This is a genomic window from Streptomyces sparsogenes (assembly GCF_001704635.1).
Taxonomy (GTDB): Bacteria; Actinomycetota; Actinomycetes; order Streptomycetales; family Streptomycetaceae; genus Streptomyces; species Streptomyces sparsogenes.
Map to the genome: position 1 here is coordinate 32,939 of NZ_MAXF01000195.1, position 24,268 is coordinate 57,206.

At 71.3% G+C, this 24,268-nt stretch carries 18 protein-coding genes and 2 pseudogenes; 6 read left to right on the forward strand and 14 right to left on the reverse strand.

The annotated features are described in order from the left end of the window. Position 1: 1 nt before the first annotated feature. Positions 2-1,552, reverse strand: a complete 1,551-nt coding sequence (locus BBH68_RS35740) for a purine-cytosine permease family protein (protein WP_076971223.1) — start codon at positions 1,550-1,552, stop codon at positions 2-4. Between the two features lie 191 nt (positions 1,553-1,743). Here BBH68_RS35740 and BBH68_RS35745 point away from each other — a divergent pair, with 191 nt between their 5' ends. Further along, positions 1,744-2,715, forward strand: a complete 972-nt coding sequence (locus BBH68_RS35745) for a LacI family DNA-binding transcriptional regulator (RefSeq protein ID WP_065967968.1) — start codon at positions 1,744-1,746, stop codon at positions 2,713-2,715. A gap of 29 nt (positions 2,716-2,744) precedes the next feature. On the opposite strand, the gene BBH68_RS35750 is transcribed toward BBH68_RS35745, so the two are convergent. From BBH68_RS35750 to BBH68_RS35760, 3 genes are read right to left on the reverse strand one after another with little or no spacing between them, the layout of a single operon-like run. Then, complete coding sequence (locus BBH68_RS35750; protein ID WP_065967950.1) at positions 2,745-3,743, reverse strand: ABC transporter substrate-binding protein; 999 nt, start codon at positions 3,741-3,743, stop codon at positions 2,745-2,747. 8 nt (positions 3,744-3,751) lie between these two features. Next, positions 3,752-4,519: an ABC transporter ATP-binding protein gene (locus tag BBH68_RS35755; protein ID WP_065967951.1), complete on the reverse strand. Its 768-nt coding sequence runs from the start codon at positions 4,517-4,519 to the stop codon at positions 3,752-3,754. A gap of 2 nt (positions 4,520-4,521) precedes the next feature. Next, positions 4,522-5,577, reverse strand: a complete 1,056-nt coding sequence (locus BBH68_RS35760; RefSeq protein ID WP_065967969.1) for an iron chelate uptake ABC transporter family permease subunit — start codon at positions 5,575-5,577, stop codon at positions 4,522-4,524. A gap of 402 nt (positions 5,578-5,979) precedes the next feature. Between BBH68_RS35760 and BBH68_RS35765 the strand changes: the two genes are divergently transcribed. Further along, entirely contained in the window at positions 5,980-6,555 is a 576-nt protein-coding gene (locus tag BBH68_RS35765; protein ID WP_065967952.1) for a Dps family protein, read from the forward strand. Between the two features lie 70 nt (positions 6,556-6,625). On the opposite strand, the gene BBH68_RS35770 is transcribed toward BBH68_RS35765, so the two are convergent. After that, positions 6,626-7,987 (reverse strand): MFS transporter, encoded by a 1,362-nt coding sequence (locus BBH68_RS35770; protein WP_065967953.1) that lies wholly within the window; start codon positions 7,985-7,987, stop codon positions 6,626-6,628. Positions 7,988-8,146: 159 nt separating this feature from the next. Here BBH68_RS35770 and BBH68_RS35775 point away from each other — a divergent pair, with 159 nt between their 5' ends. Next, positions 8,147-8,842, forward strand: coding sequence for a GntR family transcriptional regulator (locus tag BBH68_RS35775; protein WP_079151422.1), 696 nt, complete (start codon positions 8,147-8,149; stop codon positions 8,840-8,842). A gap of 67 nt (positions 8,843-8,909) precedes the next feature. Here the strand turns inward: BBH68_RS35775 and gap are convergent, their stop codons facing one another. Next, on the reverse strand, positions 8,910-9,911 hold the full coding sequence (gene gap, locus BBH68_RS35780) for a type I glyceraldehyde-3-phosphate dehydrogenase (RefSeq protein ID WP_065967955.1): 1,002 nt from the start codon (positions 9,909-9,911) through the stop codon (positions 8,910-8,912). A gap of 105 nt (positions 9,912-10,016) precedes the next feature. Beyond that, positions 10,017-10,973, reverse strand: a complete 957-nt coding sequence (locus BBH68_RS35785; protein ID WP_065967956.1) for a GlxA family transcriptional regulator — start codon at positions 10,971-10,973, stop codon at positions 10,017-10,019. A 169-nt stretch (positions 10,974-11,142) separates the two neighbouring features. Between BBH68_RS35785 and BBH68_RS35790 the strand changes: the two are divergent. Next, a pseudogene (locus tag BBH68_RS35790) lies at positions 11,143-11,505 on the forward strand (inositol monophosphatase family protein); the annotation flags it as partial. Positions 11,506-11,520: 15 nt separating this feature from the next. Here BBH68_RS35790 and BBH68_RS35795 read toward each other — a convergent pair. The 6 genes and pseudogenes from BBH68_RS35795 to BBH68_RS35820 all read right to left on the reverse strand — a co-directional run bounded on the left by BBH68_RS35795 (position 11,521) and on the right by BBH68_RS35820 (position 18,187). Further along, positions 11,521-12,069, reverse strand: a complete 549-nt coding sequence (locus BBH68_RS35795; RefSeq protein WP_065967957.1) for a GNAT family N-acetyltransferase — start codon at positions 12,067-12,069, stop codon at positions 11,521-11,523. Between the two features lie 46 nt (positions 12,070-12,115). Further along, positions 12,116-13,873 carry an amylo-alpha-1,6-glucosidase gene (locus BBH68_RS35800; RefSeq protein ID WP_065967958.1) on the reverse strand — a complete coding sequence of 586 codons (1,758 nt, stop codon included), beginning with the start codon at positions 13,871-13,873 and terminating at the stop codon, positions 12,116-12,118. A gap of 71 nt (positions 13,874-13,944) precedes the next feature. Continuing rightward, on the reverse strand, positions 13,945-14,769 hold the full coding sequence (locus tag BBH68_RS35805) for a carbohydrate ABC transporter permease (protein ID WP_065967959.1): 825 nt from the start codon (positions 14,767-14,769) through the stop codon (positions 13,945-13,947). Further along, positions 14,766-15,734 (reverse strand): carbohydrate ABC transporter permease, encoded by a 969-nt coding sequence (locus tag BBH68_RS35810; protein ID WP_065967960.1) that lies wholly within the window; start codon positions 15,732-15,734, stop codon positions 14,766-14,768. Before BBH68_RS35810 ends, BBH68_RS35805 begins: the two co-directional genes overlap by 4 nt. A 19-nt stretch (positions 15,735-15,753) precedes the next feature. Beyond that, positions 15,754-16,995: pseudogene (locus BBH68_RS35815) on the reverse strand (sugar ABC transporter substrate-binding protein). Between the two features lie 145 nt (positions 16,996-17,140). Continuing rightward, positions 17,141-18,187: a LacI family DNA-binding transcriptional regulator gene (locus BBH68_RS35820; protein ID WP_065967961.1), complete on the reverse strand. Its 1,047-nt coding sequence runs from the start codon at positions 18,185-18,187 to the stop codon at positions 17,141-17,143. Positions 18,188-18,571: 384 nt separating this feature from the next. On the opposite strand from BBH68_RS35820, the gene BBH68_RS35825 reads away from it, so the two are divergent. After that, entirely contained in the window at positions 18,572-22,234 is a 3,663-nt protein-coding gene (locus BBH68_RS35825) for a LamG-like jellyroll fold domain-containing protein (protein ID WP_065967962.1), read from the forward strand. An 80-nt stretch (positions 22,235-22,314) separates the two neighbouring features. Here the strand turns inward: BBH68_RS35825 and BBH68_RS35830 are convergent, their stop codons facing one another. Beyond that, positions 22,315-22,890: a GlcG/HbpS family heme-binding protein gene (locus BBH68_RS35830; RefSeq protein WP_245738467.1), complete on the reverse strand. Its 576-nt coding sequence runs from the start codon at positions 22,888-22,890 to the stop codon at positions 22,315-22,317. A 155-nt stretch (positions 22,891-23,045) separates the two neighbouring features. On the opposite strand from BBH68_RS35830, the gene BBH68_RS35835 reads away from it, so the two are divergent. After that, positions 23,046-24,268, forward strand: a 1,223-nt coding sequence (locus BBH68_RS35835; RefSeq protein ID WP_079151423.1) for a sensor histidine kinase, incomplete at its 3' end; no start/stop codon positions are given.

Genomic DNA, 24,268 nt, shown 5'->3' on the forward strand with positions numbered 1-24,268 from the left:
GTCAGCTCCTTCCGGCCGCGTCCGGAGTCGGGACCTCACCACGGCCCTCCCGGCGAGCGGCGTCTCCCGCGGTCACCAGCGAGTAGTCGGGCTTGGGGTCCAGCCGGAGTCCGAACGTGAGGACCGCGTAGAGCGCGGCGCCGAGCACCATGGCGATGACGATGCCGAGCCCGCTCGACGCGAACACTCCGGTGCGGCCTTCCTCGGTCAGGAGGAATCCCGTGATCTTCCGGAAGTTCGGGTCGGAACTCGTCACCAGGCCGATGCCGACGACCGTTCCGATGATCAGGCTGAGAATCGCCGTCCAGCGCCCGTCGCGGCCGCCGTGGCCACGCGGGTTCGCCATGTCGGTGTTCCAGCCCATACGGCGCTGGCGGATGAAGTCGACGAGCTGGACACCGCCCATGGTGCCCATCATCACGGCGATGAGCGACAGGAACGACTGGAACGTCGCGAGGAAGGAGGTGGAGATGAACAGCAGGTAGAAGGCGCCCGCCGCGATGATGACCGCGTTGATCCCGGTCGTCACGGAGCGGCGCAGCGGCACGCCGACCGCCATGAGCGCGAGGCCGGAGCTGTACATGCCGGTGATGGCGGCCGAGACGAGCGAGACGACGATCACGATGGAGAACGGCACGAAGAACCACATCGGCAGGAGCGCGGTGAGGGCGCCGATGGGGTCGGACGCCGTGGCGGCGCCGAGCTTGGGATCCCCGCCGACGAGAAGCGCGCCGATGGCGAGGAGGATGACGACCGGCAGGCTGAGTCCGGCGACCGTCCAGCCGATCACGCCGCGCGCCGGGGTGTGGCGCGGGAGGTAGCGGGCGAAGTCGCCGCCGTAGTTGAGGAAGCCGAGGCCGACGAGGGTCATCGCCATGATGATGCCGCCGATGAACACGAGCGGTCCGCCCGCGGGGGTGTCACCGAGGTGCGACCACTGGATCTCGGGCAGCATGAATCCGAGGAACGCGACCGTCATGATGCCGGTCACCCACGAGATCCAGACCTCGACCTTCATGATGAGCTCATGGCCGAGGACGGAGACCGTCATCGTCACGGCGAGCACGAGCACGAACCACAGGACGATCGTGAAGGTGGCACTCGACCCGTCCGCGGTGGCGAACACCGACGGCCACAGCTTCGCGAACAAGTTCGCACCGGTGGTCGAGGCAAGAGTGATGATGGTCACCTTCCAGCCCATATTGGACAGGTAGGCGAAGAACGCGGGGATCCTGTTGCCCTTCATCCCGAACGCGAAGCGCGTCTGGGCGAGGGTCGGCAGGCCGGTGCGGGGCCCGCCGACCGCGAGGATGCCGACGAGGGCGGACGAGGCGAGGTAGCCGACGGTCCCGGCGACGATGGTCTGCCAGACGTTCAGGCCCAGTCCGAAGACGAAGATGCCATAGCTGATGCCGAGGATCGAGATGTTCCAGGCGAACCACACGGCGAACAGGCCGCGCGGCTTTCCGCGCCGTTCGGCATCGGGAACGGGGTTGACGCCGTTCGATTCGACGGCCGTGGCTCTCCGGCCTTGCTGAGCCTCATTGCTCATGGAAGGGCGCCTTTCGATGGGCCGCCGTCGCCGCCGCGGCCTGACCGGGTCCTACTGCGGGCGGCCACACGTTGTTGTCATGGCTGGGAAAAGCATTTCCGAACCTAAGCACGCGGTCTCCGTCGCGTCAACCGTTCGCTGGGAACGCCCCTGGTAGCATCGCGGAGCGGCGGGGACCAGAGGGGATGCAGATGGGCGCACGCGTCGGCTTGAAGGACGTTGCGTTGCGCGCGGGGGTGTCGGTGCCGACGGCGAGCCGTGTGCTCTCCGGTGTTCAGCGCAATGTCGATCCCGAGCTGGCGCTGCGGGTGCGGAACGCCTGCGAGGAACTGGGCTACAAGGTGAACGCGGCGGCGCGGGCGCTGCGGCTTCAGTCAACGGATTCTCTGGCGCTCGTCGTCCCGGCGATCGCCAACGCCTACTTCGCGGAGCTGGTCTCGGCGTACTCGCGTCGCCTGGATCTCCAGGGCAAGCGGCTGGTGACCATTGACACGGACGAGAGTCCGGAGATCGAGCGGCGTCAGCTCGGCGCCATGGACCGCGCGCTGGTGGACGCGGTGCTCGTCGTGCCCGCGGCGTTCGAGCGGAGCGGCGCGGCGATCACGGAACTCGCGCGGTCCAACCGGGTCGTACAGGTGGACCGGCGCGCGCGGGGGGTCGAGGCCCCGTCGGTGCGGCTCGACAACGCGGCGGGGGTGCGCCTCCTCGTGGATCATCTGCGGGCGCGGGGCCGCCGCAGCATCCTGATGGTCGACGCCCAGGAGGACTCGTCGTCGAGCATCGAGCGCACAGCGGCGTTCCGCGCGCTCGCCGGGCCGGGCGACCGGGTTCTGGAGATGCCGAGCTTCACGGTGGCCAGCGGCATCGACGCGGCGAAGCTCCTGCTCGCGGACCCCGGCGACACGGACGCGATCATCTGCACCGCCGACACCGTGGCGCTCGGATTGCTGACGGCGCTCCAGCACATGGGGAAGCGCGTGCCCGACGACTACGCGATCGCGAGCTTCGACGGTACGTACATCTCCGACACGGCCGCGCCGGGGCTCACCACCCTGGGCTCGACCGCCGGGCGTATGGTCGAGGCCTCCCTCGCGCTCCTCGAGGACGGCAGCGGTGACGTGGTGCTGAAACCCGATCTTGTGGTGCGCGGTTCGAGCGGCTGAGCGCGGACGCGGCCGGGGCGGAGGGGTGTTCAGCGGTTTCCCCGCACCGTCCGCAGATAGGCGCCGAGCCGGGCGATCGCCGACGGGTTACGGGGACTTTCGACCAGGTCGGCGTAGTCCAGGGCGAGGATCCGCCGGTGCTTGACGGCGGAGACGCCCCGCAGGGGGGCGTAGGAGAGCAGGAACTTCTTCTTCTGCTCGACGCTCACGTCTCCGTAGTCACAGATGACGATGACGTCCGGGTCCCGCTCCACGACGCTCTCCCAGCCGACCGCGGTCCAGGAGTCCGCCACGTCGTGCATGACGTTGACCCCGCCGGCCTCGCTGATGATCTGCTCCGGGGCGGCGTAGCGGCCAGCGGTGAAGGGCTGGCCCTGGCCGCTGTCGTAGAGGAAGACCGAAGGACGGTCGGCGCCCTGGGGGGCCTTGGTCCGCACGGCCGCGATCTGCTTCCGGAAGCCGTCGATCAGCGCCGCGGCCCGCTTCTCGACGCCGAACAGCCTGCCGAGGTTGGTGAGGTCGGTGTACAGGGCGTCCAGTGGCGGCATGACGCCGCGCGAGGACTTGCCGCGGCCGTTGCGGCAGGACTCGGTGAGGATGTACGAGGGGATGCCGAGCTTCTTCAGGGCGTCGGGGGTGAAGCCGGTGTCCTCACTGAACCCGTAGTTCCAGCCGGCGAAGACCAGGTCCGCGCGGGCGGCGAGGACGTTCTCCTTGGTGAGCCGGTCCTTGGACAGCCACTTCACCTTGTCGTAGCCGTCCTTCCACGGCACGTCACCCAGGTCTTTCTTGTCGTCGGGCATGGCGAAGCCGGCCATGCGGTCCTCCAGGCCGAGGGCGAACATCAGCTCGGTGATGCCGATGTCGTTGGTGACGACGCGCTCGGGGACCTTGTCGTACGTCACCTTCCGGCCGCAGTTGGTGAGGGTGACCGCCGAGGACTTCGCGTCCCCGGACGGCTCGACGGTGGCGCCGCAGCCCGTGGCGCTCGCGGCGAGACAGAGGGCGGCGGCGAGCAGTTTACGCATGGGGGTCCTTATGTGGTGGGCGGCAGCAGGTCGAACAGGAGCTGGAGGGCGCCGGTTTCGGGGTGTGTTACGGGGTGCGCCCGAACGCCGAACACCTCCGCGAGCAGCGGGGGGCGGAGCACCTCGCGCGGTGGCCCGGAGGCGACGATCCGGCCGCCGGCGATGACGTACAGGACATCGCAGTGGGCGGCGGCGAGGTTGAGGTCGTGCAGGGCGGCGAGCACGGTCGGCCCGCCGGCGCGGACCAGGGAGAGGACGTCCAGCTGGTGGGCGATGTCCAGGTGGTTGGTGGGCTCGTCGAGGACCAGCACCCGGGGTTGCTGGGCGAGCGCGCGGGCGATGAGGACCCGCTGCTTCTCACCGCCGGACAGGCCGAGGAACCCGCGGTGGGCGAGGTGGGCCACGCCCGTACGGGTCATCGCCCGGGCGCAGATCTCCCGGTCGGAGGCGGCCGTCCGGTCCCGGTGCGGCAGCCGGCCCATGGCGACCACCTCGGCCACCGTGAAGTCGAACTCGGCCGGCGACTCCTGCGGCAGCGCGGCCAGGACGCGGGCGGCGGCCCGTGCGTCCATGGCGTGCAGGTCCTCGCCGTCCAGCCGTACCACCCCGCCGGTCGGTCGCAGTGCCCGGTACACGCTGCGCAGCAAGGTCGACTTGCCGCTGCCGTTGGGGCCGACGAGTCCGACGAACGTCCCGCTGCCCGCGGAGAGCCGGATGCCGTCGACCAGTCGGGCTCCGGCGGCCTCGATCGTCACCTCGTCGATGTCGAGTCGCACGCTCAGCGACCTCCGAACGCGTAACCGCCCCGCCGCATCAGCAGCAGGAACGCGGGAACTCCGACCACCGCGGTGATCACTCCGACCGGCAGTTCAGCGGGCGCGAGCAGCAGCCGCGACAGCAGGTCGGCCCATACCAGCAGCACCGCTCCCGCGAGCGGCGCCACGGCCAGCACCCGCCGGTGGTCGGCGCCGACCAGCATCCGTACGACGTGCGGCACCATGAGCCCGACGAATCCGATGGCCCCGCTGACCGCGACGACACTCCCGGTGGCTGCCGCCGTGACCAGGAACAACTCCCGGCGCAGCCGGGACGGCTGGACACCGAGGGCGGCCGAGGTCTCGTCCCCCATGGCGAGGGCGTTGAGCGCCTCGGCGCGCCACCACAGCCACGCCCAGGCGCTCACCACGGTCGCCGCGGCGAGCGGCACCTGCTCCCAGGTCGCGCCGCCCAGGCTGCCCAGCAGCCACATCATCGCCGACCGGGCGGCCTCGCCCCGGGCCGCGCCGAACACCATGACCGTGGTGACGGCCTCGAAGCCGTACGCCAGCGCCGTCCCCGCCAGGATCAGCCGCAGCGGTGTCAGCCCGTGCGCCGACCGGGCCACGGCGTACACCAGCGCCATGGCCGCGAGCGCCGAGACGAACGCGGACGCCGACAGCGCCCACACTCCCAGCCCCGCGAACGCGCCCAGCAGGATGACGGCGTTGGCGCCCACCGCCGCGCCCGAGGAGATGCCCAGGACGAAGGGGTCGGCCAGCGCGTTACGGACCATGGCCTGCACGGCCACGCCGACGGCCGCGAGCCCCGCCCCGACGACGGCGGCGAGCAGGACACGCGGCAGCCGGATCTCCCAGACGATGGTGTACGCCGCCGCGTCACGCGCGTGCACGGTGCCTCCGGTGAGCCCGGCCCACAGGAAGCGGAGCACTTCGGTCCGGCCGACCCCGGCGGCACCGAGCCCGACCCCGCACCACAGCGACAGCAGGAGCGACAGCCCCAGCCCGAGGCCGAGCGGCAGCACGGGTATCCGGCGGGGGGCTGTACTTCCGCGCACGGTGGGGCCGTCCTTCACACGGGCCGCCTGCTGGACGTCGAGCACGAGACAGCCCGCACGGCCGGGCCGGCCGCGCTGTCCCCTCTCGCAGTCCACGGCGAGCAGTCAACGGGTCACAGGCCCCCCACAGGCGATCGGGCTCGCACGACGGACCACAGGACCGCCGCGCACACCGTTGCGGGTCAGCGCCGGACTCTCACCGGACTTCCCCCACGGGAGGCGAGGGGAGCCTAACAAACGTCCCCGGTGCCCCTGTCAGTGGACCCTGGCCCCATCCGGCGACCGGCGGGGCGCTCGGTGCGCTGACGGGCACCAACGCGTGCGCTCCCGGGCAACGCGTCGCGTGGTTCGGCCCCTAGCGTCGGAGGCGTTTCCACCGCACAGCATCGCAGGAGGCCCTTCATGTCCCCCGCCGACAAGCCCACCAGCAGCCAACCGTGGCTTCATCAGAAGAGCCCGGTGGTCCAGGAGTTCGGAACGGTCAAGCAATTCCCCATCGCGCTGTCCTATGAGGCGCGCATGTATTCCTGCCAGCGCCTGAACAAGGTGCTGGCGGACACCCAGATCCTCTATGGCCTCTACAAGAAGCACCACTGGAGCATGCGGGGCGCGACCTTTTACCAGCTGCACCTGCTGCTGGACAAGCACGCGGGCGAGCAGCTGGAACTCGTCGACACCATCGCCGAGCGCGTCCAGACCCTGGGCGGCGTGGCGGTGGGCGATCCCCGGCATGTCGCCGAGATCACGTCGATTCCGCGCCCGCCGGACGGCGTGGAGGAGGTCCCGGCCATGCTCTCGCGGCTGCTGGAGGCCCACGAGACCATCCTCGCGGCCGCCCATGACGCGGCCGCCCGCACCGCCGAGCTGGGCGACGACGGCACCAATGACCTGCTGGTCTCCCAGGTGATCCGCACCGGCGAACTGCAGGCCTGGTTCCTGGCCGAGCACCTGGTCGACACCCCGCTGGTCCGCGTCTGAGCGGGCGCCGACACCCGTGACGCCGAGCACGACCGCGAGGTGCGCTCGGCGTCGGGGTGGCCGTACGGGGTCAGCGGTAGGTCCCCGTCGAGGCCCGGAGGGCGTCGACGGTCGTGGCGGCGAGGTCGCGGCCGCGGGTCTCGGGGCCGAGGCCCACCGCGAGGCCGCCGACGACGCAGGAGGCGATGACGAACAGCGCGACGCCCCAGGAGCGGCCTCCCGTCGCGGCGACGAGGGCGACCGCGATGAGCGGGGTCAGTCCGCCGGTGACGGCGCCGGCGACCTCCCGGTACAGGGCCAGGCCGGTGAAGCGGGACCGCGCGGTGAACAGCTCGCTGAAGTAGGCGGCTTGCGGGGCGAACATGCAGCCCACGCCGATGCCCATGCTCACCACGACGGCCAGGGTGACGGTGAGCGAGGTGTGCGCGTGGTCGATGACCCAGAAGTACGGGAAGACGAAGGCGGCGGAGAAGAGGATGCCGGCCAGGGCCACCGGTTTGCGGCCGACGCGGTCGGTGAGATGGGCGAACACGGGCAGGGCGACGGCCGTCACGGCGGTGCCGACGGTGACGGCGACGGGGCCCGTCGAGCTGGAGAGTTCCAGGGTGTCGGTGAGGTAGGCGGCCAGGAACGTCAGGTTCAGGTAGGCGACGACGTTCTGCGCGGTCTGCAGGCCGAAGACGACCAGGCCGGCCCTCCACTCGGTGCGCACGACCTGGCGTACGGGGGAGACCTCGGCGGCCCTCGAGCGTTCCTGGGCGGCTTCGAACGCCGGGCTCTCGGTCAGCCGCAGGCGGATGACCAGGGCCACCGCGATGACCAGCACGCTGGCCGCGAACGGGATGCGCCAGCCCCAGGCCAGGAACTGGTCTTCCGGTAGCCGGGTCACCAGCGCGAAGGCGCCGGAGGCGAGGAGGATGCCGAGGTAGACGCCGACGCTGGGGGCCGCGCCGAACAGCCCGCGCCGTCGCGGCTGGGAGAACTCGGCCGCCAGGATGGCCGCCCCGCCGTATTCGGCACCGGCCCCGAGCCCCTGGACGGCCCGCAGGACGACCAGCAGGACGGGGGCGAGGACGCCCACCTGCTCGTACGTCGGGACGAGCGCCATGCCGACGGTGGAGGCGCCCATCACCAGCAGGGTGATGATCAGGACCCGTTTGCGGCCGATCAGATCGCCCAGGCGGCCGAACAGGAGACCGCCGAGCGGCCGGACGAAGTAGCCGATGGCGAGGGTGCCGAAGGAGGCGAGGAGTGAGGCCGTGGGGTCGGACGACGGGAAAATGATCTTGTTGAAGACGAGGGCCGCGGCCGTGCCGTAGAGGTAGAAGTCGTACCACTCGAGGGCGGAGCCGACGAGGGAGGCCAGCAGGACCCGGCGGCGGTGAGCGGCGGCGGCTGTGGGGGTGAGCTTCGCCGTGGTGAGGGTGGACATCGTCGTCCTCCTGTCCCGGGAGGGGCACCCGGAGCCAGTTTCCTATAGATAATGATGGCGGGAGCCAGGATGCTATAGGAAAACAGGGCATGGCAATGCTCGCGCACCGAACAGTTCTCACGGACCCCGCATGAGCAGGGATTCTCTATGATTCATGCCATGGCTGACGGGACTCGACAGGATGCACTGACCGATCGCGTGTACGAAGGCGTCAAGGCGATGATCATGGACCACGAGATCGCACCCGGCGCCCGTGTGAGCATCGAGGGACTGGCCCGACAGCTCGACGTGTCGGCGACCCCCGTACGAGAGGCGCTCGCCCGGCTCGAGTCGGAGCGGCTCGTGGTCAAGCGGCCCAACGCCGGCTATCGCGCCACCGACCTGCTCGACCCCGACGCCCTGCTCGACCTGTTCGAGATGCGGCTGCTGCTCGAACCCCGGGCCGCCTCACTGGCCGCGGAGAACGCGAGCGACGACGAGCTGGGCCGGCTGCGGGCCATCGTCGAGGAGATGCGCCGCCAGCCCGACCTGGGCGAGAAGTACTCGGACTACCGCCGATTCGCCGCGCTCGACCAGGAGTTCCACGATGTGCTGGCCCAGGCCGCGGGGCGGCCGCTGCTCGCCGACGCGGTGAACCGCCTCCACGCCCATCTGCACATGCTGCGGCTGAACAGCGCGCCCGGGTCCGTCGAGGCCACCGTCGCCGAGCACGAGCACGTCCTGGACGCTCTCGTGCAGCGCAACCCGGAGAAGGCAGCCGAGGCGATGGCCACCCATCTGCGCTCCAGCCGGGTGCGCCACCGCCCGCAGCCCCCGACACCCCGCCCGGCGCGCGGCAGGACCGCGCCCCGCTGAGCGCCGGCGGGGCGAACGGTCAGCGGGGCGAACGGTCAGCGGGGTGGAGGGTCAGCGGGGTGGAGGGTCAGCGGGTGGCGAGGAGTTCCAGCGTGTCGATCACGCGGTTGGAGAAGCCCCACTCGTTGTCGTACCAGGCGACCACCTTCACATGGCGGCCGTCGACCCGGGTGAGGGCCGCGTCGAAGATCGACGAGGCGGGGTTGCCGACGATGTCGGCCGAGACCAGCGGGTCCTCGGAGTACTCCAGGATGCCGACGAGCGGCCCCTCCGCCGCGGCGGCGCGGTAGGCGGCCAGCACCTCGTCGCGGGTCACGTCGCGGGCGACGGTGGTGTTGAGTTCGACGATCGAGCCGACCGGCACCGGTACGCGGATCGAGTCGCCCGACAGCTTGCCGTCGAGGTTGGGCAGAACGAGCCCGATGGCCTTGGCGGCGCCCGTCGTGGTCGGCACGATGTTGACCGCGGCGGCACGGGCGCGGCGGGCGTCGCGGTGCGGGCCGTCCTGCAGGTTCTGCTCCTGCGTGTAGGCGTGCACGGTGGTCATGAAGCCGTGCTCGATGTGGGCGAGGTCGTCGAGGACCGCGGCCAGCGGTGCGAGCGCGTTGGTCGTGCACGAGGCGTTCGAGACGATCGTGTGCAGCGCCGGGTCGTAGGCGTCGGTGTTGACCCCGTAGGCGAGCGTGACGTCGGCGCCGTCCGAGGGCGCGCTGACGAGCACCTTCTTCGCGCCCGCGTCGAGGTGGACCCGCGCGGCCTTGGCGGCCGTGAAGCGGCCGGTCGCCTCCAGCACGATGTCGACACCGAGCTCGGCCCACGGCAGCCGCGCCGGCTCCCGCTCGGCGAGCACCCGGATGCGGCGGCCGTCGACCACGAGGGCGTCGCCGTCGACGGTCACCGGGCGGCCGAGCCGTCCGGCCGTGGTGTCGTAGGCGAGGAGCCGGGCGAGCGTGGCCGGCTCGGTGAGGTCGTTGACGGCCACGATCTCGAGGTCGCTGTCGCGTTCGAGCAGGGCGCGCAGCACGTTGCGTCCGATGCGGCCGAAACCGTTGATGGCGATGCGAGTCATGAATGGTGTCCCTTCCGTTCGTCATCAGCCTCGCGTGCAAGATCCGCCGATGGCCGTGGCGGGAGCGCCATGGTTCAAAAGGATCGCGCCAGATCGTGCGGTCGGCTACTCCCCCCGGGTGAAGGTCCGCCGGTACTCGCTCGGTGTGGTCCCCAGGATCCGCTGGAAGTGCATCCGCAGATTCGTGCCGGTGCCGAGGCCGACGTCGTTCGCGATCTGCTCGACACTGCGCTCCGAGCGTTCGAGCAGCTCACGGGCCAGGTCGATGCGGGCGCGCATGACCCACTGCATGGGCGTGTACCCGGTGTCCTCGACGAAGCGCCGCGAGAACGTGCGCGGCGAGACCGCCGCGTGGCGGGCGAGGGCTTCGAGGCTGAGGGGCTCGTCGAGCCGGTGCAGCGCCCATTCGCGGGTGGCGGCGAACCGTTCGCCGAGCGGCTCGGGCACGCTGCGCGGCACGTACTGCGCCTGGCCACCGCTGCGGTAGGGGGCCGCGACCAGGCGCCGGGCGGCGTGGTTCGACGCGGCCACCCCGAGGTCACCGCGCAGGATGTGCAGGCACAGGTCGATGCCCGAGGCGGCGCCGGCCGAGGTCAGGACGCTGCCCTCGTCGACGAACAGAACGTTTTCGTCGACCCGGACGAGCGGATGCCTGGCCGTGAGCGCCCGCGTGTAGTGCCAGTGCGTGGTGGCGCGTCTGCCGTCGAGCAGCCCCGTGGCGGCGAGCGCGAAGGCGCCCGTCGAGATGGCGGCGAGCCGTGCGCCCCGGTCGTGTGCGGCGACCAGCGCGTCGACGACGGCCTGTGGCGGGTCGTCGCGGTCCGGGAAGCGGTAGCCGGGGACGAAGACGAGGTCGGCCCACGCGAGCGCGTCGAGGCCGTGGGCGACGTGGTACGCCAGGCCGTCGCCACCGGTCACGAGGCCGGGCGCCGCGCCGCACACCCGCACCTCGTACGGCATGCTGGCGCGGGTCGCGAACACCTGTGCGGGAATGCCGACATCGAGGGGCTTCGCGCCCTCGAGCACAAGGACGGCGACTCGACGCAGGCGGGAAGGCGACACGGGAATCAGGGTACGAGGTCTTCACCTCGCCGCCGTCCTCGTCCGGGCCCGCGGGCCTCGATAGTCTGCACGACATGATCAAGTCATCCGCGGGCTCCGACGACGCCGCGGTCGCGACAGCCGGGGCGCGGGCCGGCGCGGACGTGGTCCGCGCCATGTACGGCCGGCGGCCCCCACGCCCGCCACTGGCCTGGTGGACGTCAACCTGGACCCCCCGTTCCCGAGCGCGCCCGGATTCCGGGCCGTGGATCTGCTGGCCCGCCCTGAGTTCGTCGGGCGTTTCCGGCCGCGCGTCGTGTCGACGACACTGGCGCTGGCGTGGGTCGCCGCCGGCAAGCGCGCCGCGTATGTCACCGATGGCGGCGACTTGTCGGGGAGCGTGCATTTCGCGGCCGGCATCGCCGTGTGCCGCGCTGCCGGCTGCGTGGTCACCGGGATCGACGGTGCCCCGCTCGGTGAGGCAGGTCGTGGGCTCGTGGTCGCCGCCGACGACGAGACCCACGGGCTGCTGATGTCAATGATCAAGCGGTAAGCGGCGGCGGGCGGCTCAGAACTCGGGGAGGGATGGATCGGGTGTCCAGGGGGCCGGTGCGGTGATGGCCCAGCGTTCGTGGTCCCGCCAGGCCCCGGCGATGTAGAGGTAGTCGGGCGAGACCCCTTCGTAGCGGAAGCCCAGCCGCCGGACCAGGGCCAGGGATGCCTTGTTCGCCGGCTGGATGCTGGCCTCCAGCCGGTGGAGCCGCAGGTCGGTGAAGCCGTGCCGCAGAACGAGGGCGAGTCCTTCGGTCATGTACCCGTGCCCCGCGGACGGGGCGAAGGCCGCATAGCCGAGGGACGCGCCCTGGTAGCGACCCCGGATGATCGAGTTGATGTTGATCGTGCCGGCTGTGGCGCCGGTCTCCCGGACGCGGACCAAATAGCCCCGGTTGGTGCCGTCGTCGAAGCGGCGCATCCAGGCCTGAAACGCCTCCGGGGTCGCGGGGAGTTGCATCCAAGGCCGGTGCAGCTCGGCGCTGGCCCGCACGAGCGCGCAGAACTCGTCCTGGTCGGAGAGGGTGAGCGGGCACAGTTCGACCCGCGACGGCGTCTTGAGCATGGACTTACGGTAAGGCCTGTGAGCGGTGGGCCACCCGCCTGATCCACTACCGGGGCGATCTCGGCGTGGCTTGTGTCGATTTACGTGCGTGGGCCTCGGCGAGGAGCAGATAGCCGCTGGCGGTCCAGGTGTAGGCGCGGTCGCGCAGGCCGGTTCCGGTGAGGGCGTCGAAGTTCTCCGCGAAGCCATGGGTCTCGCACAGGGTCCGGAAGCGGGCGCTGATCTCGTCCGCGAGGTTCCGGTGGCCGCTGCGGCGCAGGCCGTCCTCGATGAGGACGACGGCGGGGGCCCAGACGGGGCCGCGCCAGTAGCCGTCGGCGAGGTAGTGCGGTGAGCCGGGCAGTTCGGTGGCGAGTCCGTACGGCGTCAGGTGTCTCCGGATGCGGTCGGCCAGCGCGGCCGCGACCTGCCGCGGCAGGTGCTCGCCGAGCGCGATGGGCATCAGATCCAGCAGGCTGGAGCTGCTCCAGGTGTTCCCGCTGTGCGCTCCGCGGGCGACGAAGTGGTCGCCCTTCCAGAGGTGGTCGAGCAGCTCGGCCTGGGTCGCGTCCGCGGTCCGGCTCCACCGGCGGGCGTCGTCCGGCCGCCCCAGCTCTTCAGCCAGGCCGGCGAGTTCGCGCAGTTGGAGGACCAGGAACCCGGCGAGGTCGGCGGTGGCGACCACCCGTTCCGGGTCGAAGGTGGTGGCGTTGTCCCAGCCGCTGTCATTGCCGTGCTGGTAGTGGGGAAGGGCGCTGCCGGGCGCTCTGCGCACGGTGAGCCAGAACTCCGTCCAGCGTGCCAGCCGGTCGTACGCGCGGGCCAGCTCCGCCGGGTCGAGCGGTTCGGGCAGGCGTCGGCGCAGGTGGCCCAGGGCCCAGCCGTGGATGGGGGGTTTGACGTAGTTGTAGAGGATCTCGGAGTGGGTGACGGAGTCGGGCAGGGCTCCGCTCTCGTCCTGGTGGTCGAAGGGAAGGGAGAACTGGTCCCAGGCGGACGCGGGCAGGCCGGGGGCCAGCGCCAGGGCGTTGAAGCAGTGGTCCCAGCTCCAGACCTTGTCCATCCAGTGCTTGGACATCAGCACGGCCGGCCGGGTGACGAAGCCCGCCGGGTTCACCGTCGCGGACCACAGGACGTAGGCGGCCAGTTCGGCGGCCGGGGTGCCGGCCGAGCGCCACGGGGCGACGGTGTCGGCGAAGGCCGCGAAGGCGTTCCGCGCGCCGGCCACGACCTGGTCGAAGGACGTCCGCGCGGCGTAGGGGCGGCGTGCGCTGTCCAGTTCCTCGACAGCGGCCTCCCAGACCCCGCCGTTCTCCGCCGCGAGGTCCAGACCGCGCTCGGCGCTGCCCAGGCCCTGGGCGCCGGACACCTCGACCGCGCCGGCGGACAGCGCGGTGATCCGGTAGCGGCGGCCGGTCTCGTACGAGGTGAAGACGTAGGCCCCGTCCACCGGGTCACGGAAGAAGTAGGAGCCCGTGAAGGGGGTCAGCGTCTGCTCGGCGGCACGGACCCGCAGGCCGAGCCCCTCGCCACGCAGCCGTATGGTGTCCGGTGACTCGTAGGCGAGGTCGATACGCCCGCCGTCGCCGATCCAGCTGAGCAGGCCCGGTGTCGCCTCGACACGGGTCGCGGCCCGGGCGTCCGTCCCGGCGTCGAAAGGGACGAACCGCAGGACGGCGTGCAGACCGTTCTGGTGCGACACCAGGTGGAGGTCGTCGGCATAGGTCTTCTGCGCCACCACGGGCGAGATGCCGAACCAGGCTCCTTGCGTACTGAACGGAATATCGTGGACCGAGAAGGCCGGGCCGGACGGGGCGGCGGTCATGGGCGTCACTCGTTTCTTCAGCGGTGGCGGGCCGGCGGCGTGCCGGCCGGGTGCGGCGGCGTACCGGGAGGTCAGTCCTTCACGGCGCCCGCGGTCACGCCGGCGGCGACGTACCGCTGGGCGAGCACGAGGATGACCGCGGCGGGCAGCGAGGCCACGACGGCGGTGGCCATGATGGCGTTCCACTCCTGGTTGTTGTTGCCGATGTAGTGGTAGATGCCGAGGGTGATCGGCTTGTGCGCGCCGCCGCCCGCGAGGGTGCTGGCGAAGACGAAGTCGGACCAGGACCACAGGAAGGCGAACAGGGACACCGTGACGACCGCGTTGCGGCTCATCGGCAGGACGACCGACCAGAAGGTGCGCAGGGGTCCGGCGCCGTCGGTCTTCGCGGCCTGGAGCAGTTCGCCGGGGATGCCGGACATGAAGGCGGTGAAGATGAGCACCGCGAAGGGGACGGCCAGGGTGGAGTCGGCGACGACCAGGCCGGGCACGGACTGGAGCAGGCCGAGCTGGAGGTAGATGGCGTAGAAGCCCATCGCCATGATGATGCCGGGGATCATCTGGGCGGCCAGGAGCAGGAAGCTGAGCACCCCGCCGCCGCGCGGGCGCAGCTTGGCCAGCGCGTAACCGGCGGGCGCGGACAGGGCCACGGTCAGCACGACGGTGCCCAGACCGATGACGAGGCTGGTGCCGAGGTAGGGCAGTTGCTCGTCGAGGACCGTGCGGTAGCCGGTCAGTGTGCCGTGGAAGGGGAACAGGTCCGGTGGGCTCTTGCGCATGTCCTGGTCGCGGGTGAAGGACACGTTCACCATCCAGTAGACCGGGAAGAGCATGATCGCGGTCAGCAGGAGGCCGATCGTCGTCTTTCCCCAGGTGCGCTCGCGGCTTCGCATCATGTCAACGCCTGCTTTCTCTGCGCCCGGACATAGACCAGGCCGAAGACCAGGGCGGCCACCACGAGCAGGTTGCCGACGGCCGCCCCCGGGCCGAAGGCGGGCAGCAGGTTGCCGAAGCCGAGCTGGTAGGACCAGGTGGCGAAGGTGGTGGACGAGTCGGCGGGGCCTCCCCTGGTCATGATCCAGATGATGTCGAACACCTTGAGCGTGTAGACCAGGCCCAGCAGCAGGGTGATGGCGGACACCGGGCGCAGCAGCGGGAAGGTGATGCTCCAGAACCGGCGCCAGGCGCCCGCCCCGTCGAGGGCGGCGGCCTCGTACAGGCCGGCGGGGATGGACTGCAGCCCGCTGTAGAGCACGACCAGGTTGAACGGGACGCCGATCCAGATGTTCGCGATGATCACCGAGGTCAGCGACCAGGACGGTGAGGTCAGCCAGTTCACCGGGTCGATGCCGACGGCGTGCAGGGCGGAGTTCACGACACCGGAGTCGCTGTTGAGCATCCATGACCAGGTGGAGGCCGACACGATCAGCGGCAGCAGCCAGGGCACCAGGAACAGGGCGCGCAGGGTGGCGGAGAGCCGGAAGTGCTGGTTGAAGAAGACCGCGAGGGCCAGGCCGATGGCGTACTGGAAGAACAGGCACACGGCGGTGAACACCACGGTGTGGACCAGGGCGGGGGCGAAGGTCGGGTCGTCGAGGACGGTGCGGTAGTTGGCCAGGCCGGTGAAGGGCGCGTCGCCCCGGACAAAGGAGCGGACGGTGTAGTTCCGCAGGCTCAGATCGAGGTTGCGGTACAGCGGATAGGCGTAGAAGAGGGCGAGATAGAGGGTGACGGGGGTGAGGAAGGCCCAGGCGGCCCACTGCTGGGAGCCGGGGCGGCGCCGTGCCCGGGGCGGTGCGGCGGGGGCCGCCCGGGGGTCGGAGACGGTCCGGCGATGCGGCACGTGTGTCGCGTGACTCATCAAAAGGCCCTGGTGTGCGTCACTTGACGGCGGACTGGGCGGCGCTCAGCGCGTCCTTCGGGGACTTCGAGCCGCTCAGGGCGGACTGCACGGCCTTCCATAGCTGCTCCGAGATCTTCGGGTATTTGGTGCCCAGGTCGTCGCTGGTGCGGCCCCGGGCGGCCTTGACGGCGTCCACCCACGGCCCCAGCTCGGGGTTGTCCGCCACCTGCTTGTCCTGGACCTCGGAGGTGGGGGCGACGTACGAGAGGGTGGTGTCCGTGTCGTACAGGTTCCGGGTGCTGGTCAGGCAGGTCACGAGCTTCCGGGTGGTGGCGTAGCGGTCGGTCGGGTCCTGGACCGGGACGGTGACGAACTCGCCGCCCGTCGGGGCCGACGCCTTGCCTCCCCCGGCGCCGGGGATGGGCAGCACGCCGTAGTCGAACCCCGCCTCCTTGGCCTTGGCGAGCTGCCAGGTGCCGTTCTCGCCGAACGCGTAGTCGCCGGTGGCGAACTCCTGCCAGCTGGTGGTCTGGGTGTTGTTGAGCACCGAGTTCGGGGCCTAGCCCTTGGCCAGCCAGTCCTTCCACAGGGACAGCGCGGAAGCGGCCCGGTCGGAGTCGAGCTCGGTCAGCTTCGCGCCCGAGCCCCAGAGCCAGGGCAGGAACTGGAAGCTGCCTTCCTCGGTGCCGATCGCCGAGAAGGTGATGCCCTTCTTGCCCGCCTTCTTGACCTTCTCCAGCGCCGCCGTCAGCGACTTCCAGTCCTTGACGGAGGCGATGTCGACCCCGGCCTCCTTCAGGACCTTCTTGTTGTAGTAGAGGGCGAGGGTGTTGGCGCCGATCGGGGTGCCGTAGGTCTTGCCGCCGGACTGGCCGGCCGCGAGCAGATTGGGGTTCACCTTCGAGGTGTCCAGCTTGTTGTCGCCGGTGGTGGTGAGGACGCCCGCTTCGGCCAGGGTCGACACCACCGGGTTGTCGACGATGAGGATGTCCGGGGAGTTGCCCTGCTGCGCGGCCAGCAGCGCCTTGTTCGCCAGGTCGCTGGTGTCGAAGCCGGTGCGCTTGATCTTCACCCCGGCCTCGCCGCCGCACTCGTCCAGCAGCTTCACCCATGCCGAGCCCTTGTCGAACTGGGGGTACGGGTCCCAGATGGTGTACGTGCCGCTGTCCGCCGCTTTCGTCCCGCCGCCTCCCGAGCCGCAGGCGGTGGCGGTGGTCGCGACGGCCAGGGCGGTGAGGGCTGCGGCGGTGAGGCGACGCCGTCCGGAGGAGCTGTTCATGGCCGGTTCCTTCGTTTTCGGGATGCGGGTGCCGAGGGCTGGGGGTGGTGCGGGGTGCGCGGGCATGACGAACGGGCGCGGCGGAGCGGTTCGGCGTCCGGTGAACGTGAGGAAGTGAACGGGAGGAAGTGATCGTGGGGTGCGGTCAGGGGGTCGTGCCGGGGCGGGTGTCCGCCTCGGGCGTGGCTCCCGAAGGCCCGGTGCTGGCCCGCAGGGAGATGGGCGGCGTGAGGAGATGGTGCCGGGGCGGCGCGTCGGGATGGTCGAGCCGCTCCACCAGCAGCTCGACGGCGAGCCGGCCCATGTCGGCCGCCGGTACGTCGGCCGCGGTGAGCTGCGGGGTCACCGTCTCCGCCCAGCGGCCGGCCACCACTCCGGTGACGGAGAAGTCGCGCGGCACATGACGGCCGGCCTGGGCGAGCCCTCGGTAGAGACCGCCCAGCGCGGCCTCGTTCAGCGTGACCAGGGCCGTGGTGGCGGGATCGTCGTGCAGGATGCGCTGTACGCAGCTCTGGCCCGAGGCGGCGTCGTCCCCGCAGCAGTACGTCCGGACGGTCAGCCCGCGCTCGGCCGCCGCCTTGGTGAAACCGTCCAGGCCGCGGTGCGCGGACTCGTACCCGGCCCGCAGCAGCTGCTCGGGGCGGTTGACGAAGGCGACCCGGCGGTGGCCGAGATCCGCCAGGTGGTGGACGCAGGCCTGCACCAGCGCGGTGTGGTCCAGGGCGACCCACCGACCGCCCTCGGGGCGGGCGGTCCGGCCGATGGTGACGGAGGGGAAGTCCAGGGCGGCCAGGTGGTCCACCCGGTCGTCCTCCAGTCTGATCTCCATCAGGATCGCCCCGTCGACCCGCCGCTCCCCCAGCAGCCGCTGGAACGACCGGTCGCTGTCCATGCCGCTCGGCGACAGCAGCACGTCGTAGTCGTAGGCCGCGGCGGCCTCCACCACACTCCCGATGAAGTCCAGCTGCATCCCCGTGTAGTGGTTCCCGGCCGGCGGGAAGACCAGGCCGAGGGTGCTGGTCCGCCCGTTGGCCAGGGCGCGGGCACTGGCGCTGGGCCGGTAGCCCAGCTCGTCGACGACCTGCTGGATCTTCCGGCGCGTGTCCTTGGACACCGGGCGCTTCCCGCTCAGCGCGTAGGACACGGTGCTCCGCGAGACACCGGCCCGCCGGGCGATCTCACCGATGTTCACGGCAACTCCTTGCTCGAGCCGGTTCGACGCTTCCCAGGAGGAGCGCCCGTCGGCCGTGGGGGCGTGGTGCGGGAGAAGGGGGCGTCCCGGCTGTCGAACCGGTTCGCGTGAAGCGACGGTAGGAACCGCCCGAAGGCCTGTCAATACCCCGGACATCCCTTTCACGGCCCAGTGAAAACCTGGCAATCATCGATGCGTCACAGGGATTGCTGACCGGGTTTCCCGGTGCTAGCTTCCCGAACCGGTTCGACAAAGCGATCCCTCCGGCACAAACGATTCGGCCGGCACCGCCCTCACACTCCCCAGCCGGACCTCCCCCTGGACGAGCAGCCGACCGAGGTCGGCCGACCGAAATCGCCCACTCAAGGATTGAGGACGCCATCCATGCCATCCGCTGACAGATCAGCCCGGCGCCGGGCACCGGCCGCCGTGGCGCTGGCCCTCGGCGCGGGCCTGCTGGCCGCACCGGCCGCCCCCGCACAGGCGGCCGACACCCCCCGGCCCGCCGCCCGCTACACCTTCGACCAGGACGACCTCGACTCCGGCTCCATCACCGACAGTTCCGGCAACGGCCTGACGGCGACCCTCGTCAACGGTTCCACCGCCCGGTCCGTCACCGGCACGGACGGGGGCAAGGCGCTCGCCCTGCCCGGCGGGGCACCCACCTCCACCGGCGCGTATGTCCGCCTGCCCCGCGAAGTCGTCGGCACCGCCGAGAGCTTGACGGTCTCCGCCCGGGTGAAGTGGGGCGGCGACACGTCGCCGTGGCAGCGGATCTTCGATCTGGGCACCAACACGACCACATACCTCTTCGCCACCCCGGCCAACGGCAACGGGCTGCTTCAGACGTCCGTGACCACCGCCGGAGGGGGCGCGGAGACGCAGCTCCGCGGCTACGCGCCGCTCCCCGCGAACCAGTGGCGGACCATCACCGTCACCCTCGACACCACCGCCGGCCGGCTCACCACCTACCTCGACGGCGTGGCGGTCTCCTCCGCCCCGACCGGCATCAAGGCCCGGGACCTGCTGGACGGTTCGGCCACGGCCGCCGGCTACATCGGCAAGTCCTTCCACCCGGATCCGCTGCTCGAGGGCGCGATCGACGACTTCACCGTATGGCACTCGGCGCTCACCCCCGAGCAGGTGGCCGGCATGGCCGGGGAGGTGCCGACCCTCCAGCAGCTCTCCAAGACGTCGTTCGAGGTCCGCACGGCGACCGGGACCGCCCCGTCCCTCCCCGCCGCCGTCCGCTCCTCCTACTCCGACGGATACGACCGGGACACGCCGGTCACCTGGGACGCCGTGGCGCCCGACAGCTACGCCCGGCCCGGGACGTTCACCGTGGCGGGAACGGCCGCCGGGCGCGCGGTGCGGGCGGCCGTCACCGTGGTCCGCGAGGGGCAGCTGACCGTCGACCTCGGCTCGGACACCGGCGCGTTCCACGGCGGCGCCTCCGGCACCCTCTACGGCGTGTACGGACCGGACGTCCCCACCAACAACCTCATCGAGGGCATGGGCCTGCGCACGGTCTCCACGAAGGCACAGGACGGCCCGCAGCACCCCGGCGCCGACGCCCTGGAGGTGGTGGGGCCGCTGGCCGACTCCACCGACGGGGACGTGTACATCTACATGACCGACATCCACCGCGGTTTCCCCTACGAGTGGCCGGGCGACACCCCCGAGGAGAAGCTGAAGCTCTACAAGGAGAAGATCGCGACCCAGGTCGACCAGGTCCTCCACCTGCCGAAGCAGTACCAGGACAACATCGTCTTCGTGCCGTTCAACGAGCCCGAGGGCAACATGTTCGGCACCGGACAGTGGAGCTACAACAGGGTCAGCTGGCTGAGCGACCCGGACGACTACTTCGCCGCCTGGGACGGCGTCTACAAGCTCATCAAGGACAAGATGCCCGGCGCCCGCGTCGCCGGCCCCAACACCAGCGTCCTGTACGACCAGGTGAAGGGCTTCCTCACCCACACCCTTGCCGCCGGCACCCTCCCCGACGTCATCACCTGGCATGAGCTGAGCCACCCGGAGGCCGTCCGCCAGAGCGTCGCCACGTACCGGGCGTGGGAGAAGGAGCTGTTCAAGGGCACTGCCAAGGAGGGTACCCGGCTCCCGGTCAACATCAACGAGTACGCGTTCAACTACCACACCTCCGTCCCCGGCCAGATGATCCAGTGGGTGTCCGCGATCGAGGAGTCCAAGGTGGACGCCGACATCGCGTACTGGAACATCGACGGCAACCTCTCCGACTCCGCCGTGCAGTCGAACCGCGCCAACGGCCAGTGGTGGCTGCTGCACTCCTACGCCTCGATGAGCGGGCACACGGTGAAGGTGACCCCGCCGTTCCCGGGCGAGAACTACACCATGCAGGGCGTCGCCACCGTGGACGAGCAGAAGCGGCAGGCCAGGCTGCTCTTCGGCGGGTCCACCGGCAAGGGCCACATCACCTTCGCCGATGTCCCCGAGAAGCTGTTCGGGAACCGGGTGCACGCCTGGGTGCGGGAGATCGAGTGGAGCGGACAGGTCGGCGACTCGTCGGGCCCCCAGCTGCTCGCCGAGACGAACCTGAAGGTCGGTGACGACGGCAAGGTCGTCGTCGACTTCGGCGACGGCGGGCTGCCGAAGCTGAAGGAGTCCTCGGCGTACGAGATCGTCCTCAGCCCGGCCGGGAAGGCGAGGGGCACCCAGGCCGAGCCCGTGCGCTGGCAGGCCTCGTACGAGGCGGAGGACGCCGCCCACACCGGGTCCGGCTACTCGAAGAACGGCCCGGAGGGCTCGCCGCGCGACGTGTCGAAGTTCTACACCTCCGGCGGCTACGACGTGGGCGGTCTGCGCACCGGCTCGGACGTCACGCTCGACTTCACCGTGGACGTGCCGGAGGACGGCACCTACGACCTGAGCGTCTTCGCCAACTCCCTCAACACCTTCGACAAGGTGAAGGAGCAGGGCCCCACCAACGTCTTCCTGCGCGTGGACGGCAAGGCGGACAGCGAGCGGGAGCTGCACCTGCCGCTCGGCTACAAGTGGGTGGTGTGGGACCACACCGACACCAAGGTCCGCCTCACCCAGGGCAAACACACCCTGACGCTCGCCGCGAAGAGCCTCGACGGCAAGCGCGCCACCCAGGGCGACGCCATCGTCGACCGCCTCGCCCTCTCCCTCCCCGGGCCCTCCGCCGCCACCCAGGTGTACGAAGGCGAACTGGCCTGGCCGGCCGGCGGCGCACGGCCCGTCTACGAGCTGCCCGAACACGCCGGAACCCCCGCCACCGGCTCGGGCGCGCTCCAGCTCCCGAACCACGGGACCGCCACCTTCTGGGTCTACTCCCCCGCCGACCGCGAGGCCACCCTCACCGTCGACACCCTCGGCGGCGCGGGCGCCCGGCTCTCCGTCAACGGCCACGACGTCCTGCGCCTGTCCAGGAGCAGGCACCGCGTCGCGGTCTCCCTCTCCGGCGGCATCAACAAGGTGACACTGACCGGAGGCCCGTCCACCACCCTCGTCGACCGCCTCACGGTCACCCCCACCGAGGGCACGCTCACGGCACGCACCTACGAGGCCCAGGACGCCAGGCTCACCGGCTCCGCCACGCTCACCCCGCTCTCCCTGGCAACCGACGGCACGGCGATCACCGGCATCGGCGGCGACCCCGGCAACGGCAACACCGCCACCTTCACCGTGCACGCCGACCGGGCCGGCCTGAACGCGCTGCGCATCCGCTACTCCAACCCCGAGCAGTCCGAAGCCACCCACTACAACCCGGACCCACTCGTCCGCCACGCCGACATCACCGTGGGCGGCGGCGAGCCGCGGCGGGTGACCTTCCCCCACAGCTTCCATCGGAACAACTTCTGGGAGCTGACCGTCCCGGTCCACCTCGAGAAGGGACAGAACACCATCGCCTTCCGCTCCGAGGAACTGCCGAACTTCGACGGCACCACCTACGCCTCGGACACCTTCCCCGGGGTGCTGCTCCGCTCCCGCCACGCACCGCTGATCGACCGGATCACCGTCGCGCCGTACGCCCAGGAGGTGCGATGAGGTGATCACAGCGCCCGGGCCCGTCATTCCCGACGGCCCCGGGCGCTGCTGTGCGAGGAACCACGCGGGGTGGTGGCCGGCTACTGCTTCAGCGCGGCGAGCCCGGCCCGGGCGAACTTCTCGTCGAGGTCGCCGCTGGGTGCGCCGGCCACGCCGATGCCCGCGATGGGGGCGCCCTTCGACTGGACCGGGACACCGCCCGGCAGGAACAGGGTGCCGGGAATGTCCTTCAGGTTCGGGGCCTGGGAGAGGCGGCCGGCCAGCGAGGAGGTCGGTGCGTTCCAGGAGACGGCGGTGAAGGCCTTCCGCTCGGCGGACACGTAGGACTGCGGGCCCGCGCCGTCCCCGCGGAGGGTGACGAGGGTGTTGCCGTTGCGGTCGACGACGGCGACGGACACCTTCTGGCCCTCCTCGGCAGCGGCGTCGAGGCCGGCCTGCGCGGCCTTGGTGGCGGCGGCGACCGTCAGATGCGTGGACCGGGTCAGGTTCCGGTCGGCGGGGTCGGTCCCGGCCGTGGCCCCGCCCGAGGACGTGGTCCCGGCCGCCGGGGAGGCGGCCTGCGCGGAGATGACGCCGACGGCTCCCACGACGAGGGCGGTGGCGGCGGCGGTGGCGGCGAGGCGCTTCTTGGTGTGAGTCATGGTGTGGTGAGTCATGGTGTGATCCTCCGGCCGGAACAAGGGCCCGGGCCTCGCCCCACCGGCTGCCTTCGGCCGCCATGACGGCCGACGCCGCTGTCGTCCGAACGGTTGATGCGAGGATGGTCCCACCAGGTCAGGATGGGTGCGTAGGCGCGGGTAAGGAGGGTGGAATGCGGCACGGAACCGCAACGGCAGGGGCGACCGGAGCGCCCGCGCGGGCGGTGCCCGGCCCGCTCGGCTCCGCCCGTGACGAGACCACGGCCGCCCGGGAGCGTCGGCTCGGACTCGTCATGCACGCCGCGTTCTTCCTCCTGCTCGGCGCCTCGGTGGCCCGGTTCCTGCTGCGCCACCCCGGCCATCCCGACACCCCGTGGATCATCGTGCTGTCCGCCGTGCTCGCCCTGCTGTATGTGCTCGGCTCGGCCCCGCTCGCCCGTCCCACGCCCGGCCGCCTCGCCTGGCTGGCCTCGGTGGTGGCGGCCTGGATGGTCCTGGTCGTGCTCGCGCCGAGCTCCGCCTGGTGCGCGGTGCCGCTGTTCTTCACCGGGCTGCGCACCCTGCCCCCGCGCGCGGCGCTCGCCCTCGTCGCGGTGCTCACCGCCTTCGTGGTGGCCGCGCAGCTCAAGCTGGCGTCCGGTGGCTTCGATCCGAACCTGGTCGTGGCGCCGCCCGCTGTCGCGGCGATCGCGGCCGCCGTCTTCGTCCATATGCGGCGCCAGGCCGACCGGCAGCGGCAGTTGATCGACGACCTCATCCGCACGCGGCGCGAACTGGCCGCCACCGAGCGCCGCGAGGGCACCCTCGCCGAACGTCAGCGCCTGTCGATGGAGATCCACGACACCCTCGCCCAGGGCCTGTCCAGCCAGCAGATGCTGCTCCAGGCGGCCGACCGGGTGTGGGCGGCGAACCCCGAGGCCGCCCACCGTCACGTACGCACCGCCGCCTCGATCACCGAGCGGAACCTGGCCGAGGCCCGCCGGTTCGTGCACGATCTGACCCCCGCCGACCTCGCCGACGGCGAGAGCCTGGAGGAGGCCCTGCGCGCCCTGGCCGCCCGCGCGTCGCAGGAGTCGGTGGACCTGGTGGTCCGCTGTCATGTCGAGGGAACGCCGGCGCTCCCGCTGCCCGACCGGGTCGCCTCCGCGCTGCTGCGCATCGCCCAGGGCGCACTGGCCAACGTCCGCGAGCACGCCGGTGCCACGACGGCCACGCTCACCCTCACCCACCTCGGCGACCAGGTGGTCCTGGATGTGGCGGACGACGGCAGCGGCTTCCACGCCCCGCCCGCGGGCGCCCCGGCGGCGAGGGCACGGGGGCACGGGCTGCCCGCGATGCACGCCCGGGCACGGCAGCTCGGCGGCACCCTGACCATCGAGTCGGCGCCCGGCGAGGG